At 74.2% G+C, this 16,195-nt stretch carries 12 protein-coding genes; 2 read left to right on the top strand and 10 right to left on the bottom strand.

Annotated elements, in window-relative coordinates:
- The first annotated feature begins 2 nt into the window (after positions 1-2).
- Positions 3-1,550: a mucoidy inhibitor MuiA family protein gene (locus ACFVHB_RS23675; protein ID WP_380325644.1), complete on the top strand. Its 1,548-nt coding sequence runs from the start codon at positions 3-5 to the stop codon at positions 1,548-1,550.
- 129 nt (positions 1,551-1,679) lie between these two features.
- Positions 1,680-2,042 carry a DUF952 domain-containing protein gene (locus ACFVHB_RS23670; RefSeq protein ID WP_380325641.1) on the top strand — a complete coding sequence of 121 codons (363 nt, stop codon included), beginning with the start codon at positions 1,680-1,682 and terminating at the stop codon, positions 2,040-2,042.
- 185 nt (positions 2,043-2,227) lie between these two features.
- Here ACFVHB_RS23670 and ACFVHB_RS23665 read toward each other — a convergent pair whose 3' ends face one another.
- From ACFVHB_RS23665 to ACFVHB_RS23620, 10 genes are all read right to left on the bottom strand, one after another.
- Entirely contained in the window at positions 2,228-3,211 is a 984-nt protein-coding gene (locus ACFVHB_RS23665; RefSeq protein ID WP_380325638.1) for a helix-turn-helix domain-containing protein, read from the bottom strand.
- Positions 3,212-3,601: 390 nt separating this feature from the next.
- Positions 3,602-4,867 carry a pseudouridine synthase gene (locus ACFVHB_RS23660; protein ID WP_380325635.1) on the bottom strand — a complete coding sequence of 422 codons (1,266 nt, stop codon included), beginning with the start codon at positions 4,865-4,867 and terminating at the stop codon, positions 3,602-3,604.
- Positions 4,868-4,931: 64 nt separating this feature from the next.
- Positions 4,932-5,525 (bottom strand): SMC-Scp complex subunit ScpB, encoded by a 594-nt coding sequence (locus ACFVHB_RS23655; protein ID WP_380325767.1) that lies wholly within the window; start codon positions 5,523-5,525, stop codon positions 4,932-4,934.
- Positions 5,526-6,133: 608 nt separating this feature from the next.
- On the bottom strand, positions 6,134-7,036 hold the full coding sequence (locus ACFVHB_RS23650) for a segregation and condensation protein A (protein ID WP_380325632.1): 903 nt from the start codon (positions 7,034-7,036) through the stop codon (positions 6,134-6,136).
- A 398-nt stretch (positions 7,037-7,434) separates the two neighbouring features.
- A complete protein-coding gene (locus tag ACFVHB_RS23645; RefSeq protein WP_380325629.1) occupies positions 7,435-8,178 on the bottom strand; it encodes a hypothetical protein in 744 nt (247 codons plus the stop codon).
- Complete coding sequence (locus tag ACFVHB_RS23640; protein ID WP_374106126.1) at positions 8,175-9,242, bottom strand: ParA family protein; 1,068 nt, start codon at positions 9,240-9,242, stop codon at positions 8,175-8,177. The genes ACFVHB_RS23645 and ACFVHB_RS23640 overlap by 4 nt, the downstream gene beginning before the upstream one ends.
- 529 nt (positions 9,243-9,771) lie before the next feature.
- Positions 9,772-10,887, bottom strand: a complete 1,116-nt coding sequence (gene ald, locus ACFVHB_RS23635) for an alanine dehydrogenase (RefSeq protein ID WP_380325626.1) — start codon at positions 10,885-10,887, stop codon at positions 9,772-9,774.
- Between the two features lie 260 nt (positions 10,888-11,147).
- Positions 11,148-13,400, bottom strand: coding sequence for an AAA family ATPase (locus ACFVHB_RS23630; protein WP_380325623.1), 2,253 nt, complete (start codon positions 13,398-13,400; stop codon positions 11,148-11,150).
- 186 nt (positions 13,401-13,586) lie between these two features.
- Positions 13,587-14,225, bottom strand: a complete 639-nt coding sequence (locus ACFVHB_RS23625) for an NUDIX domain-containing protein (RefSeq protein WP_380325620.1) — start codon at positions 14,223-14,225, stop codon at positions 13,587-13,589.
- A 168-nt stretch (positions 14,226-14,393) separates the two neighbouring features.
- Complete coding sequence (locus ACFVHB_RS23620) at positions 14,394-16,028, bottom strand: CTP synthase (protein WP_380325617.1); 1,635 nt, start codon at positions 16,026-16,028, stop codon at positions 14,394-14,396.
- Between the last annotated feature and the right edge of the window lie 167 nt (positions 16,029-16,195).

Below are 16,195 nucleotides of genomic sequence, written 5' to 3'. Positions count from 1 at the left end.
CGATGAGCAGCGACACCATCCCCCTCCCGGTCACCGCCGTCACCTGCCTGGAGGACCGCAGCCAGGTCGAACGCACCGTCACCGTCGACCTCGTCGCCGGCGTCCAACGGCTGCGCCTCGGCCCGATCACCGCCCTCGCGGTCGACCGCACCCTGCGCGCCGAGACCTCCGACCCCGGCACCCGCGTCCTGGACGCCCGGATCGTGCGCGCCTGGACCCCGCGCGCCCCGCTGCCGCCCGGCCCGGACGACTCCGCGCTGCGCCACCGCGTCCACGAGCTGGACGAGCGCGCCCGGCGCGAGGACCAGCTGCACGACCGCCTGCAGGCGCGACTGGCGCTGCTCGCCCAGCTCTCCGCCGACCTGCTGCGCGAGGTCGGCGAGGGCGCCGGCGCCGGCGAGGTCGAACGGGTCCGCTGGGCCCGCGAACTGGACCGGGTGGACGCCGAGCGCGAGCGCTACGGCGAGGAGCTGCGGGCCGTCCGCTCCCGGCTGCGCGAACTGGACGAACAGCGCTCGCAGGCCCGGAACGCGCTCGACCAGGCCGAGGAGGAGCCGGCCGAGCTGGTCGCCCACCTCGACCTCACCGTCGAGGCGGCCGCTGCGGGCCCGGTCCGGCTGACCGTCGGCCACCTGGTGCCCTGCGCGCTCTGGCGGCCGTCCTACCGGGCCACCCTGGCCGGCGGCACGCTGCACCTGGAGTCCGAGGCGGTGGTCTGGCAGCGCACCGGCGAGGACTGGACCGGTGCCCGGCTCACCCTCTCCACCGCCCGCTCTGCCCTGGCCACCGCCCCGCCGGCGCTCACCGAGGACGTGCTGGTGCTGCGCGAGCGAAGCGCGGAGGAACGGCGCACGGTCGAGGTCGAACTGCGCGAGGAGGCGATCAGCGCGCTCGGCCCGTCCGAGGCCGTGCCGGGGGTGGACGACGGCGGCGAGGTCCGGGTGCTGCGCGCCCCCGCCCCGGCCACCGTGCCCTCGGACGGCCGGGCGCACCGGGTGCCGCTGGGCGCCTTCACGACACCGGCGAGCAGCGAGTACGCGTGCGCGCCGGAGCTGTCACCGCTGGTCACCCAGGTGGTCCGGTTCCGCAACGCGGCCGGGCACGCGCTGCTCGCCGGTCCGGTCGAGCTGATCCGCGGCAGCGGCTTCACCGGCCGCGGCGAGCTGTCCTTCACCGCGGCGGGCGCCGACGCCGAGCTCGCGTTCGGCAGCTCGGACGGGTACCGGGTGGTCCGCGAGACCGAGGAACGCCAGTCGACCGCCGGCCTCACCCAGCGCTCGGTCACCACTCGGACGGTCCGGCTGCACCTCTCCCGGTTCTCCGGCCCGGAGGAGCGGGACGAGCAGCTGGTCACCGTCCGCGAACGGGTGCCGGTCTCCGAGGTGTCGGCGGTGGAGGTGCGGCTGCGCAAGGAGGACTGCTCCCCGGCTCCGGACGCCTTCGACGCCGAGGGCATCGTCCGCTGGGACCTGCCGCTCGGCCCGGGCGCCCACCGGACGGTCACCCTCGTCTACGAGGTCTCCGCCTCCGCCAAGGTGGCCGGCCTGTGATCGCGGCCCCGTGACCCCGGGCCGGGGCGCCCGCCGAACCCCGCCGCCCCGCCGCCCTGCCGCCCGCCGTCGTGACGTCCGCTCAAGTCCAAGCCCGAGTTCGACCGGAAGCTCAGGTACAAAAAGAACATGATCCTGCACCTCGCCCCCCTCGACGACTGGCTGGCCGACCCCGGCCGGCCCTACGCCACCGCCTCGCTGCTCACCGACGGGTTCATCCACTGCTCGGCGGACGAACAGACGGCGCTCGCGGTGGCCAACGCCTTCTTCGCCGACGCCCCCGAGCCGCTGATGGTGCTGCTGATCGAGGAGTCGCTGGTGGAACCGATGGTCAAGTGGGAGGCCCCGCACGGCGCACCGCCGCCCGGAGCCACGCCCGGCGTGCTGTTCCCGCACATCTACGGCCGGCTGAACCGGTCCGCCGTGGTCGGCCTGGAGAAGGTCGAGCGCGGACCGGACGGCCGCTGGGCGAGCCTCACCCCCTGGAGCTGAGGCCGGCCCCTCCGGCCCGGAGTGCGCGCGGGCCCGAAGCGCACCGGCCCGGACCACAGGCCCGGAGCGCGCAGGCCCGGGCGCACGGGCCCGGACCACAGGCCCGGACCACAGGCCCGGAACTCAGGCCAGGAACTCAGGCCGGACGCCCGGGCTCACCGCACACGGGCCCGGAGCGCACCGGCTCAGAGCCAGCCCCGCTCCCGCGCCGCCATGCCCGCCTGGAACCGCGTGGTGGCGCCCAGCTCGCGCATCAGGCTCTGCAGCCGGCGCTGGGTCGTCCGGGCGCTCCAGCCGAGCGAGCGGGCGATCGACTCGTCGGTGAGGCCGGCCGCCAGCAGGCCCAGCAGCTTGCGGTGGTCGGCCTCCGGCTCCAGCACCCCCTCGGTCGCACCGATCGCCGCCTGGAGCTGGACGGCACGCTCCCACTCGGCCTCGAACAGCGTGTCCAGCGCCTGGAGCAGCGCGGACGGGTGGATCACGTAGGCGGCGTCGAGCACGCTGTCGCCGACGCTGATCGGGATGATCGCCATCCGGTCGTCCGACATGATCATCTTCATCGGCAGGACCGGCCGGACCCGCGCCTCCTCGCCGTCCGCGACGCCGACCAGGATGTTCTTCTCCAACCGGCCCGGCCAGGCCACCGCCTCCCGGTCGTAGATGGTCCGGAACCGCAGGCCCTCCTTCATCCGCCGGCTCTGCAACGGGATGTTGGCGACCGGGTCCTGGATGTAGGGCGGGCAGTCGAAGCCGCGGACCTGGTACTGGCTGGTCTCGGTGATGTGCTCCAGCCGCTGGGCGATCGCCTCGCCACCGGTCAGCACCTCGACCGAGTGCGCCGGGTCGGTGTAGCGCGAGGCCTCCCGGAACGCGTCCATCAGGCGGTGCATCTCGGCACGGGCGTGCCGCAGTTCGGACTCGCGGTGCCCGATCAGGGTGCCTATCGCGACATCGGGCGCGACCGGCAGGAACCGGTGCCGGTCCACCGGCGCCCGCGTCGCCATGCCGTGCTGCGCCAGCCGGTCCAGCGCGCGCATGCTCTGCTGGAGGGTCAGCCCGCAACAGGCCGCCAAGTCCTCCGCCGTGGACTGCGGATTGGCCACCAGCGCCGCGTAGACCTGTCCGTCCGGTACGGCCAGCCCCAGTGCGCTGAGTGGTGCATCGGACACGACGCCGCTCCCCGTCTCGCCTCTCGCCCACGCCGCGATGGCGCAGTCCCGCCACTCGGCGGGCCGTGGTCAGGTGGCAATCTTCGGCCACGGATCATGACGCTGACAAGGCGGTGACCAGGCGATGCGTCCCGGCTCACAGCAGAACCCGCCGAAAGGCGTGAGGGCCTCCCCGCCACTCGGCGGGGAGGCCCTCAGGGCACAACGGCGAACGCTCGAATATGCAGACCGGTCTACAGACGGCCGGCCAGCCGCTCGACAGAAACTATGCCGACCGGTCTACAGAGCGAGCCGAGCGAAATATGTCGACCGGTCTACAGACCCGACGAATATCCCAACCGGTCTACCGACCGACCGCGGCCATCTCGCGCCCGGAATATGCCGACCGGTCTACAGACCGACCTCGCGCATCAGCTGGCCGACCTCGGGGTTGGTGAGGCGGCGCAGCCAACCGGACTTCTGGTCACCCAGCGCGATCGGACCGAAGTGGGTGCGCACCAGCTTCTCGACCGGGAAGCCGGCCTCGGCCAGCATCCGGCGGACGATGTGCTTGCGGCCCTCGTGCAGGGTCACCTCGACCAGGTAGTTCTTGCCGACGTTGGAGACCACCTTGAAGCTGTCGGCGCGGGCGAAGCCGTCCTCCAGCTCGATGCCCTGCGCCAGCTGCTTGCCCAGGTCACGCGGGATCGGGCCCTGGATGGCGGCCAGGTAGGTCTTGGTCACGCCGTACCGCGGGTGGGTGAGGCGGTGGGCCAGCTCGCCGTGGTTGGTGAGCAGGATGATGCCCTCGGTCTCGGTGTCCAGGCGGCCGACGTGGAACAGCCGGGTCTCCCGGTTGGTCACGTAGTCGCCGAGGCACTGGCGCCCGTCCGGGTCCTCCATGGTGGAGACCACACCGGCCGGCTTGTTCAGCGCGAAGAACAGGTAGGACTGGGTGGCGACGGTCAGGCCGTCCACCTTGATCTCGTCCTTCTGCGGGTCGACCCGCTTGCCCTGCTCGGTCACCCGCTTGCCGTTGACCTCGACCCGGCCCTGGTCGATCAGCTCCTCGCAGGCCCGACGGCTGCCGATGCCGGCCCGCGCCAGCACCTTCTGCAGCCGCTCGCCCTCGGGCTCGCCGAAGGTCTTGGGCAGCTTGACGGCCGGCTTGTCGTGCCGGGCCAGCACCGCGTCCTCGATCCGGGCCTGCAGCTCGCGCGAGCGCTGCGGCTGGCGGCGCGGGTCGCCCGGGGCGCCCTGGCCCTCCCGGCGCGGGCGCGGGGCCGGGCCGGGCCGGCGCCCGGCGTAGCCGCCGCGCGCGGGGGTGGCGTTGGGGCCGCCGCCGTACTCGGGGCGGTCGTAGCGCCGCTCCTCGGGCCGCAGCGGGCGGTCCGGGTACCGGCGGTCGTCGCGCCGGTCGTCCCGGCGGTCGTACGAGCCCGAGCCGCCGCGCGAGCCCTGGCCGCCCCGCGAGGAGCCCGAGCCGCCGCCGTAGGACCCGCCGCGCGAGCCCTGGCCACCGCGCGACGAGCCGGAGCCGCCGCCGTACGAGCCACCACCGCGCGAGCCGCCGCGGCCCGAGCCGCCCCCGTAGGAGCCGCCGCCCCGGCCCCCGCCCTGTCCGCCGCGACCGCTGCCGCCGCCGCTGCTGTTCCTGCCGTTGCCACTGCTACGCATCAAAGTGTCCGTACGTCGTTTTCCGTCTGGGCTGTGCGGTCGTTTCGGCCGACCTCACCGCCCCCTACCGATCAGGCGCAGCCCGATCGGCCTCGCCACTGCCGTCCGCGGCCTGCGCGGCAGCGGCGGCGACCGCCTCCGCGATCATCGTGCCCTCCAGGGACTCCGCTTCCACGTCGTCGACCTCGGGCAGGAAGGGAGCGAGCTCCGGCAGCTCATCCAGGCCGCGGAGCCCCATCCGTTCCAGGAAGTAGTTCGTCGTCCGATACAGGATCGCACCTGTTTCGGGCTCGGATCCGGCCTCTTCCACCAGTCCTCGCTGTACCAGGGTACGCATCACGCCGTCACAGTTCACACCACGGACGGCCGAGACCCGGGATCTGGACACCGGCTGCCGGTAGGCGACGACCGCCAGGGTCTCCAACGCGGCCTGGGTCAGCCGGGCCTGCTGGCCGTCCAGGACGAACCGTTCGACGGCCGGCGCGCACTCCGCCCGGCTGTAGAACCGCCACCCGCCGGCCACCAGCCGCAGGTCGAAACCCCGGCCCTCGGCGGTGTAGGCCGCGGAGAGCTCGCGCAGCGCGGCGGCCACCTCGGCCCGGGGCCGCTCCAGCACGGCCGCCAGGTGGGCCTCGCCGGCCGGTTCGTCGACGACCATCAGGATCGCCTCCAGCTCGGCCTTCAGCCCGGGCGCGGCCTCAACCCCGGCCCCGGTCCCGGCGTCGGCCTCAGCCCCGCCCCCGGCGTCGGCCCCGGCGTCGGCCCCGGCGTCGGCCTCAACCCCGCGTCCAGCCTCAGCGTCGCCCCCGCGCGCGTCCTCCCGGGCCGGCGGCTCGACCGCGTCCGCGCCGGAGAGGGCCACCGCACCGGAAGTCGACGGAGCCGACTTCTGGTGCACGACCCCCACCGGCTCGCCCCCCACCGCCTCGGCCACCGCCGGCCCACCCACCACCGGCTCCACCGGCAACGACACGGGCGACGCCACCGACGCCCCCGACGGCACCGACACCACCGACGGCGCCTCGGGCAGCGACACGGGCGACGCCACCGACGGCCCACCCACCACCGCTTCCACCGGCTCCACCGGCAACGACACGGGCGACGCCACCGCCGGCACCCCGGGCAACGACACAGGCGACGCCACCGACGGAGCCCCCGCCTCCACCACCACCCCGGGCGCCGGCTCCAGCCACTCCTCGGCCCGCGGTTGCCCCGGCACGCCGAGCGGGCGCCGCACCGGCCGTCCTCCGGCCTCCGCACCAGACGTCATGCCCCTGCCTCCCTCTGCGCCCCGTCGCGCCGCTCGCCCGCCGCCCGGTCGAACTCGTCCGTCACCTCGACCGCGCCCCGGTCCGCCTCGGCGACCCACCGCACCAGCAGCTCGCCCAGTGCCTCCGGCTGCTCGAAGGCGAGCACCCGCTCCCGGTACAGCTCCAGCAGTGCCAGGAACCGCGCGACCACCACCAGCGTGTCCGGCGCGTCCGCGACCAGCCGCTGGAACGACGCCTCGCCCAGCTCGGTGAGCAGCCCGACCACCAGCCCGGCCTGCTCGCGGACGCTGACCGGCGGGGTGTGGATGTGGTCGACGTAGACCACCGGCTTCGGCTTGGGCGTCATCGCCTTCGCCGCCAGCTGCGCGAACCGTTCCGCGCCGACGCTGATCACGACCTCGGGCAGCAGCTGCGCGTGCTGCGGCTCCAGTCCGACCGTTCGCGGCCGCTGCAGCAGCTCGGCCGCCCAGCGCTCGCCGAACAGGGCGGCCGCCCGCTTGTACGCCCGGTACTGCAGCAGCCGGGCGAAGAGCAGGTCGCGGGCCTCCAGCAGGGCGAGGTCCTCCTCGTCCTCGACCTCGGCGGTGGGCAGCAGCCGGGCGGCCTTGAGGTCGAGGAGGGTCGCGGCGACGACCAGGAACTCGGTGGCGGCGTCGAGGTCCCAGTCCGGGCCCATCGCCCTGATGTAGGCCATGAACTCGTCGGTGACGGTGGCCAGCGCCACCTCCGTGACGTCCAGCCGGTGCTTGGCGATCAGGCTCAGCAGCAGGTCGAAGGGGCCTTCGAAGTTCTCCAGCCGCACCCGGAAGCCGCCCCGCGACCCGTCGGCGAGCTCAGGGGTCTCGGTGGTCCCGACGGTCCCGGCGGCGGCGACGGAGGGGTCGGGGCTGCTCGGCATGACGGTCCATCTTCACCCGGCCCCGTCGCGCGCCCCACCCCGGGGCCACCGACACGCCGCACGCGCACCACGCCCGGGCCGCAGGGGGCCACCCCGGGCCACCAGGGCCGACCGGCTGGCCCCGGCCCGGGGAATCCCTCGCCCGCCAACGCCCACCAACGCCCGCCAGCCCCCACCAATGCCGCCAGCCCCGCCAGCCCCCGCCAACGCGTGTCAACGCCCCTCAACGCCCGCCACGCCCCGGACGCCGCCCTGCGGCCGTCAACAGGGCCGGGAAGGCCGCACAAGACGGGACGCTGCTGCCACGAAAGAGCGGGAAAGCCCGCGGCGGACGGCCGCGAAAGCCCGCTGACGGCCGCGAAAGACCACTGACGGCCCCGAAAGCCCGCGGAAAGCCCTCAGCGGCCGCGCAGCCGCCGGACCAGGATGCTCGCCTCACCGCGCTGCTCCAGGTCGGCCAGCACCACCGCGATGGCCTCGCGGACGATCCGGCCGCGGTCCACGGCGAGCCCGTGCTCGCCGCGCAGCACCAGCCGGGTGTGTTCGAGGTCCATCAGTTCCTCGGCCGACACGTACACGGTGATCTTCTCGTCGTGCCGCTCCCGCCCGCTCGGGCGGCGCGGGGCCCGGCCGCGCGGACGGGGGCGTCCCGCGACGCCCGCCTGCTCCTCGGCGGCACCCGCGTGCTGGCGCGGCCCCGGTGCGGCGGCCCGGCCGCCCTGCACCGTCTTCCCGGCCTGCGCGGCACCCGCCGCGGCGGCCTGCCCGACGCCGACGCCAGGCCCCTGCCCGGCACCCGCTCCGGCACCCTGGCCACCGCCCGGCTGCGCCGGTCCCGGCACGGACGCGCCGCCCGGAGCTCCGCCCGGCAGACCGCCCGGCGTCCCGGCAGCCGCACCGCCGGAGGCAGTCGGCCCGGCGCCCAGCGACAACCGGCGCTCCCCGGCCGCACCCGTCCCGCCGGCCGCACCGGTCGCGCCGTCACCACCCTCGGCGCCCTCGGCACCCTCGGCGCCGGCTCCGTTGACGGTCCGCGCGGTCTCCGGTCTGGATGCCTCGGCGGCCGGACGCGGCGCGAGGGACGGCGACAGCGCCATCCCCCCGGTGGTCCGGAACAGCTCGTCGGCACCCGGGAGACTCACTCGGCGGGGCGGCACCGGTCGAGCACCTCCCTGGCGAGCTGGCGGTAGGCGGCCGCACCGACCGAGTTGGTCGCGTACGTGGTGATCGGCTCGCCGGCGACGGTGGTCTCCGGGAAGCGCACGGTCCGGCCGATGACGGTGTGGAAGACGTGGTCGCCGAACGCCTCGACGACACGGGCCAGCACCTCGCGGCTGTGCACGGTGCGCGAGTCGTACATGGTGGCCAGGATGCCGTCCAGGCGCAGCTCGGGGTTGAGCCGCTCGCAGACCTTCTCGATGGTCTCGGTGAGCAGCGCGACGCCGCGCAGCGCGAAGAACTCGCACTCCAGCGGGACGATGACGCTGTGAGCGGCCGTCAGGGCATTGACCGTCAGGAGGCCCAGCGAGGGCTGGCAGTCGATGATGACGTAGTCGTAGTCCGGCAGCAGCGGCTTCAGGGCGCGCGCCAGCGCGGACTCCCGGGCCACCTCGCTGACGAGCTGCACCTCGGCGGCGGAGAGGTCGATGTTGGACGGCAGCAGGTCCATGCCCGGCACGGCCGTCTTCAGCAGCACCTCATCGGCCGTCAGGCCCCGCTCCATGAGCAGGTTGTAGACGGTGACGTCGAGTTCCATCGGGTTGACGCCGAGGCCCACCGAGAGCGCGCCCTGCGGGTCGAAGTCGACGAGCAGCACGCGGCGGCCGTACTCGGCCAGCGCCGCGCCCAGGTTGATGGTCGACGTGGTCTTGCCGACGCCGCCCTTCTGGTTGCACATCGCGATGATCTGCGCGGGGCCGTGCTCGGCCACCGGCGCGGGGATCGGGAAGTACGGCAGCGGACGGCCGGTCGGGCCGACCCGCTCGCGGCGCTGACGCGCGGCGTCGGGGGCCAGCGTGGCGGCGTACTCCGGGTCCGGCTCGTACTCGGCGTCCGGGTCGTCATAGGCGCCGTAGGCGAACTCGCCGTAGGCCAGGCCGTGGGCCGGCAGATCGGCGTCGTAGTCGGTCACCGTGGTCACCTGTGCTGTGTTCTGGCGTGCTTCGAAAGTACGGAGTGCGACCGAGCCGACCTCGGCCGAGCCCACGGTGGCCTGCCGGGCCCCGGACTCCTCACTCGGCTGGCCGGCGGTGTGCTCCGCCAGTCCTGGCTGACCACCCCCGGGAGCAAATGTCGACTCATTCACAAGTCGTCTTACCTCCTTGGGCATCCAGGACTCTATGTCGATTCGTCAGCGTGGCAGCATGCCGACGGTTTGCGACTCTAGGCCGTTCAAGGCGTTCGCAGCAACACAATCCACGGTAGTGGGCCGGATGTGTCGACTATCGGGCAACCCTCTGTCAAGGGATGCGCGGGCCCTTGACCCTAACGTTTCTGCGGTCGGGTGACGCTACCCACAGAAATTGACGACAGAGCGACCCACCCACGCAACCGTCCGTTCACGGGCACGGCGAAGCCCCCGACCGAGGATCGGCCCCTCCCGCCCGCGGGCGGGTGAGGAGGGGGGGTCGGGGGCTTCGGGCCGTCCCACGACGGGGACGGCCCGGGACGCGGCGGGCCCGCGCCTGCGGAGGCGCGGGACCGCTGCGGCCGGTGAGTACCGGTGAGGACCGGGGTCAGGCGAGGACGCTCTCCAGGGAGACGGACTCCAGGCCGAAGGCCTCGGCGACGGCGCCGTAGGTGATCTGGCCCTCGTGCACGTTCAGGCCCTTGGCCAGCGCGGCGTCGCGGCGCAGCGCCTCCTTCCAACCACGGTTGGCCAGCTCGACGACGTACGGCAGCGTCGCGTTGGTCAGCGCGTAGGTGGAGGTGTTCGGGACGGCGCCCGGCATGTTGGCCACGCAGTAGAAGACCGAGTTGTGGACCTGGAAGGTCGGCTCGGCGTGCGTGGTCGGGTGCGAGTCCTCGAAGCAGCCGCCCTGGTCGATGGCGATGTCGACGAGCACGGAGCCCGGCTTCATGCGGGAGACCAGCTCGTTGGTGACGAGCTTCGGGGCCTTGGCGCCCGGGATCAGCACGGCGCCGATCACCAGGTCGGCCTCCAGGACGGCCTTCTCCAGCTCCAGGGAGTTGGAGGCGATGGCCTTGATCTTGGTGCCGAAGATCTTGTCGGCCTCGCGCAGCTTGTTGATGTCGCGGTCCAGCAGGGTCACGTCGTAGCCCATGCCGATGGCGATGGTGGCCGCGTGCCAGCCGGAGACGCCACCGCCGATGACGACGGCCTTGGCCGGGTGGGTGCCGGGCACGCCACCGGGCAGCACGCCGCGGCCGCCGGCCGGGCGCATCAGGTGGTACGAGCCGACCTGCGGGGCCAGCCGGCCCGCGACCTCGGACATCGGGGCGAGCAGCGGCAGGGCGCCGTTGGCGAGCTGCACGGTCTCGTACGCGATGGCGGTGGTGCCGGACGCGACCAGCGCGTCGGTGCCGGCGCGGTCGGCCGCCAGGTGCAGGTACGTGAAGAGGGTCTGGCCCTTGCGCAGACGGTGGTACTCCTCGGCGATGGGCTCCTTGACCTTCAGCAGCAGGTCGGCGGTGGCCCACACCTCGTCGGCGGTGGGGAGGATGGTGGCGCCGGCGGCCACGTACTCCTCGTTGGGGATCGAGGAGCCGAGACCGGCGTTGTCCTCGATGTAGACCTCGTGTCCGTTGCGGACCAGCTCATGCACGCCGGCGGGCGTGATGGCCACGCGGTACTCGTGGTTCTTGACCTCGCGGGGGATGCCGACCTTCACGGCTAAACACGTCCTCTTGCCATGGGGGTCCCTACCGGAGAAGACCGGCGGGCGACGCGCACGTGGGGAGACCTCCGGAGACACCGGGGCACGGATCGCTGCGCGACTGAGTTCGAGTGTAATGAAGCCCAGGCGGCGTGTCAGCCTTCCAAAGTGAATAAATCTGCCGGACACATTGGCAGGTTCGTAGGCTTCCCCACTGATCTTCCCGCCAAAGTCGTCTCAACCGGGCATCTCCGACAATACCTCTGAAGTGCCCGCTACCACCCGCCGTCGAGGCGTTCCCGCAGCTCCGCCAGGGCGGCCCCGACGGCCTGCTGCCCGCGCTCGTCCCCCAGCCGGCGCAGCACCGACAGGGAGGCCCGGTACTCCCGCTCGGCCTCCTCGAAGCGGCGCTGCGCGGTGTGCGCCTCCGCCACCCGGGCGAGCAGCCTGGCCTCGGCGGCCTGGTCGCCCATCGACTGCCGGACGCCGAGTGCCCGCCCGTACCAGTCGGCGGCGCGCACGGCGTCGCCGAGCGCCCGGTGACAGCCGGCCGCGCCCTCCAGCGCGCGGGCACAGAGCGCCTCGTCGTCGGCGGAGCGGGCGTGTTCGAGGGCCGCCCGGTAATGCCCGCCGGCCTGCTCCCAACGGCCGGCCGCGGCCTGCAGGTCACCCAGGTTGAGCAGCGCGGCGGCGGCCCGGCGGGGCTTGCCGTGCCGCTCGGCCACGGTCAGCACCAGTTCGTGCAGCTGGTAGAGGTCGGCCGGGGCGGCCGCGCCGGTCAGCGGCAGCGCGCGCAGCAGCGCGGTGACCAGGCGGCCCGCCGAACCGTCCAGGTCGCCCTGGCCGATCGCGTCGGCGACGGCGCCGAGCAGCACGTCCCGCTCGCCGAGCAGCCACTGCCGGGCCTGGGTCGCGGAGCGCAACCGCAGCGGGCCGGGCAGCGGGTCGGGACCGGGCCCGTCGGCCGGGTCCAGCAGGGCCCGGGCCGACTCGGTGAGCCGGACCAGCCGCTCCAGCAGCCGGGCCCGGGCCAGTTCGATCTCGGCGGGCCGGTCCTCGCGCTCGCGCAGCCGGACCAGCCTGGGGTAGAGCCGCCCGGGCACCCGGTAGCGCGGGGTGCCGTCGGCGGCGGGCGGCTCCTCGCCGAGCAGCTCCCGCTCGGCGAGCGCGGCCAGCGTCGCGGCGGCCTCCGGTGCCGGGCAGCCGACCAGCGCGGAGGCGGTGCGCAGGTCCGCCGTCTGGGCGGGGGCGAGGGTGAGCGCCCGCAGCATCCGGGCCTGAGCGGCCGGCAGCGTGTCGTAGAGAAGGGTGAAGGCGCCGATCAGCGGGTCGTTGTCCGGGACGGGGACGGGTTCGGCGGGCTCCGGCCCGGGCTTCACCCAGGCGGCCGGGTCGGTCGGCGGCACGTCCGGGGCCGACACGGGCGCGGGGGCCTGCTCGGCGGGCTTACCACCGTCGACCGCCGGCCGCCGGCCGTCCTTCCCGGCCTTCCCGGCCTTCCCGGCCACGCCGGCCACGCCGCGCTGCCCGTTCCGCCCGCCCGTCCCGTTCGTCCCGCTGTGCCCGCTCGTCCCGCTCGCTCCCCTCGTTCCGTTCTTCCCGTCCTTCCCGGCGGCCGCTGCCGGCTGCCCGGCGCCGGCCCCGCCCGGTGCCCCCGCCCCCTCCGGCCGCCCGTCCCCGCGCCCGTCCCCTCTATCCGGCTGCTTCCCGCCCGGCTGCTTCCCGCCCGGCTTCTTCGCCGCGGAGTCCCCGGCGGACCGGCCGTCCGCCTCGCGCACCGCCCTGGCCAGCTCCCGGGCCGCGTCCGTGACGGCCAGCTCCGGGTTGCTCCGCAGCCACCCGGCCATCAGCCGCAGCGCGGCCGGCCGGGAGGCGCAGGCCTCCGCGAGGTCGGCCCCGCCGACCGGGTCGCAGCCGATCCTGGTGCCGCCGACCAGGTCGCCGAGCAGTTCGCCCGCGGCCTGCCGGTCGAGCCCGCCGAGGATCACCGGGTCGATGTCCTCGATCCCGGTCAGCGGCCCGGCGGTGGTGGCCAGCACCAGGCAGCCGGGCTCGTCCGCGAGCAGCGGCCAGACCTGCCCGGCGTCGCGGACGTCGTCCAGCACCAGCAGGACGCGCCGCCCGGCGAGCGCCTCGCGCAACGCTACGCAGGCCGGCTCGTCCCGGCCGTCCTCGACGGCGCCGGGCAGCGGGACGCCGGCGCCGTCCGCACCGAGCTGCTCCAGCAGCCGGCGGGCGGCCCGGGCGGGCGGCACCCGGCCGCCGTCGGGGGCGGAGAGCCGGGCGAAGAGCACGCCGTCGGGGTAGTCGGCGGCGACGGTGACGGCGAACCGGGCCGCCAGCGTGGTCCGGCCGGAGCCCGGCCGGCCGGCCAGGACCAGCACCGGGCAGCGGCCCTCGGCCGGGCGTGCGGCGGCGGCGCGCAGCGCGGCCAGCTCGGCACGGCGGCCGACGAGCAGCGCGGGCCCGGCGGGCAGCCGGTCCAGTCCGGGAACGCCCTCGGCGGGTGCGCCGGAGCCCGCTTCCATCGTCGCCGTCTTCCTCGCCACCCGTGCCACTCCCGACGTCACCCAGCGCTCAGCGGAGGCGGCCCGCGGACGGGCGCCCTGTCTGCGAAGCGTAGTTCGACCGTCCGGCCCGCCCGACGTGACATCCGGTCGTACGAACCGGTAAATCACCCCCGCGGATCAACCCGCGCGGCACGACGCGGACGGTCAGGCCCCGAACGGCCTCGCGGGCCAGGGGGACTCGGCCGGGCGCAGCGCGTCCAGGCCGCCGGGGCAGGTGAGCGCCGCGTGCAGGGCGAGGGTGCCGGTGATCAGGGTGGGGTTGTGCAGCTCGCCGGCGTGGATCAGCCGGACCAGCTCGGCGACGGGCACCCGGGCGGTCTCGAGTTCCAGCTCCTCGCCGTGCGCCTCGTAGCGCTCGCCCTCGGCCTCGGCCAGGTCGGTGGCGAGGAAGAGCCGCAGCGCCTCGTCGGTGCCGCCGGGCGAGGTGTAGAAGTCGACCAGCACCCGCCAGGTCCCGGCCTTGCAGTGGGCTTCCTCGTACAGTTCCCGCTGCGCGGCGTGCAGCGGGTTCTCGCCGGGGACGTCGAGCAGCCCGGCCGGCAGCTCCCAGAGCCGCTGGCGCACGGGGTGGCGGTACTGGCGCAGGATCAACACCCGCTGCTGGTCGTCCAGGGCGAGGACGGAGACCGAGCCGGGGTGGGTCTGGTAGTCGCGGCGGGCCCAGCTGCCGTCGGGCATCCGGACCTCCTCGGAGCGCACCCCGGTGACCTTGCCCCGGAACGGCGTCTCGCTCCCGCGGACCTCCCACTCCTCGGCCACGTCGAAGATCCTGCGGTCGTCCATCGCTCTCCCCTTTTCGTCAGTACGACACAATCTAACGCCGAACGGCGGCCCCGCGGGAATCGCGGGGCCGCCGTCCGGTGACGGGTCGTCGACCACTTGCGCCGAGGCGGTCGCCTCGCTCCGAGTGCTCGGAGGCGGTCACCGTGCCGCTAGGCGGTCGCCCTACTGCTAGGCGGTCGCCGTCTTGATCTCGATGGCAGCCTTCACCAGGCCCGCGAACAGCGGGTGCGGGCGGGTCGGGCGGGACTTCAGCTCCGGGTGGGCCTGGGTGGCCACCAGGTAGGGGTGCACCTCGCGCGGGTACTCGACGTACTCGACCAGGTCGCCCTTCGGGGAGAGGCCGGAGAACTGCAGGCCGGTCTTCTCCAGGTCCGCGCGGTACGCGTTGTTGACCTCGTAGCGGTGGCGGTGGCGCTCCTCGACGTACTGCTCGCCGCCGTACACCTCGCGGACGATCGAGCCCTCGGCGAGCTTGGCGGGGTAGAGGCCCAGGCGCATGGTGCCGCCCAGGTCGCCCTTGCCGTCGACGATCGCCAGCTGCTCGGCCATGGTGGAGACGACCGGGTGCTTGGCGGCGGCGTCGAACTCGGTGGAGTTGGCCTCGGGCAGGCCGGCCAGGTTGCGGGCCGCCTCGATGACCACGCACTGCAGGCCCAGGCACAGGCCGAGCAGCGGGACCTTGTTCTCGCGGGCGTAGGTGATCGCGCCGACCTTGCCGTTGACGCCGCGGTCGCCGAAGCCGCCGGGGACGCAGATCGCGTCGACGTCGCCGAGCTGCTCCTGCGCGCCCTCGGGGGTCTCGCAGTCGTCCGAGGTGACCCACTTGATCTCGACCCGGGCGTTGTTGGCGAAGCCGCCGGCGCGCAGCGCCTCGGTCACCGACAGGTAGGCGTCCGGCAGGTCGATGTACTTGCCGACCAGCGCGACCTTGACGATGTGCTGCGGCTCGTGGACGCGGCGCAGCAGGTCGTCCCAGGTGGTCCAGTCGACGTCGCGGAACGGCAGGTCCAGCCGGCGCACGACGTACGCGTCCAGGCCCTCGCCGTGCAGCACCTTGGGGATGTCGTAGATCGACTTGGCGTCGATGGCCGCGACCACGGCCTCCTCGTCCACGTCGCACATCAGCGAGATCTTGCGCTTGATGGCCTGCGGGACCTCGCGGTCGGCGCGCAGCACGACGGCGTCCGGCTGGATGCCGATGTTGCGCAGCGCGGCCACGGAGTGCTGGGTGGGCTTGGTCTTCAGCTCGCCCGAGGGGCCGATGTACGGGAGCAGGGAGACGTGCACGAAGAAGACGTTGTCCCGGCCGACCTCGTGGCGGACCTGGCGGACGGCCTCCAGGAAGGGCAGCGACTCGATGTCGCCGACGGTGCCGCCGACCTCGGTGATCACCACGTCGACGTCCTCGGTCGCCATCCGGCGGATCCGGGACTTGATCTCGTTGGTGATGTGCGGGATGACCTGGACGGTGTCGCCCAGGTACTCGCCGCGGCGCTCCTTGGCGATGACGGTCGAGTACACCTGGCCGGTGGTGACGTTCGCCGAGCCGTGCAGGTTGGTGTCGAGGAACCGCTCGTAGTGGCCGATGTCCAGGTCGGTCTCGGCGCCGTCGTCCGTGACGAAGACCTCACCGTGCTGGAACGGGTTCATCGTGCCCGGGTCCACGTTGAGGTACGGGTCGAGCTTCTGCATCGTCACGCGCAGGCCGCGGGCCTTGAGCAGCGCACCGAGGCTGGAGGCGGTGAGGCCCTTGCCGAGCGAAGAGGCGACACCCCCGGTGACGAAGAGGTGCTTGGTCGTCACGGCGCGGCCGTTCGATGCCTTGCCGGAATGGGGCTGTGCCAAGAGGGGGCTCCCGTGGGTCGCGTGTCGAAGGTGACGTGGGCGGGAGGCTCGCGGCTCGCCTGCCGACGGGAGCGCCGTGCGGGGCACGCGCTCGGAGGGTCGTCGGTTCGGCTGGTCCGGGGCGT

This window comes from Kitasatospora sp. NPDC127111 (assembly GCF_042677465.1).
Lineage (GTDB): Bacteria > Actinomycetota > Actinomycetes > Streptomycetales > Streptomycetaceae > Kitasatospora.
The sequence above is the reverse complement of the archived record's forward strand: the minus strand, read 5'-3'. Positions and strand labels throughout refer to the sequence as shown.

What these genes read in the sequence shown, in the direction of transcription:
- ACFVHB_RS23675 (WP_380325644.1), top strand. Translation starts at nt 3, where the DNA reads ATGAGCAGCGACACCATCCCCCTCCCGGTCACCGCCGTCACCTGCCTG.
- ACFVHB_RS23670 (WP_380325641.1), top strand. Translation starts at nt 1,680, where the DNA reads ATGATCCTGCACCTCGCCCCCCTCGACGACTGGCTGGCCGACCCCGGC.
- ACFVHB_RS23660 (WP_380325635.1), bottom strand. Translation starts at nt 4,867, where the DNA reads ATGCGTAGCAGTGGCAACGGCAGGAACAGCAGCGGCGGCGGCAGCGGT.
- ACFVHB_RS23655 (WP_380325767.1), bottom strand. Translation starts at nt 5,525, where the DNA reads ATGGTCGTCGACGAACCGGCCGGCGAGGCCCACCTGGCGGCCGTGCTG.
- ACFVHB_RS23650 (WP_380325632.1), bottom strand. Translation starts at nt 7,036, where the DNA reads ATGCCGAGCAGCCCCGACCCCTCCGTCGCCGCCGCCGGGACCGTCGGG.
- ACFVHB_RS23630 (WP_380325623.1), bottom strand. Translation starts at nt 13,400, where the DNA reads ATGGAAGCGGGCTCCGGCGCACCCGCCGAGGGCGTTCCCGGACTGGAC.
- ACFVHB_RS23625 (WP_380325620.1), bottom strand. Translation starts at nt 14,225, where the DNA reads ATGGACGACCGCAGGATCTTCGACGTGGCCGAGGAGTGGGAGGTCCGC.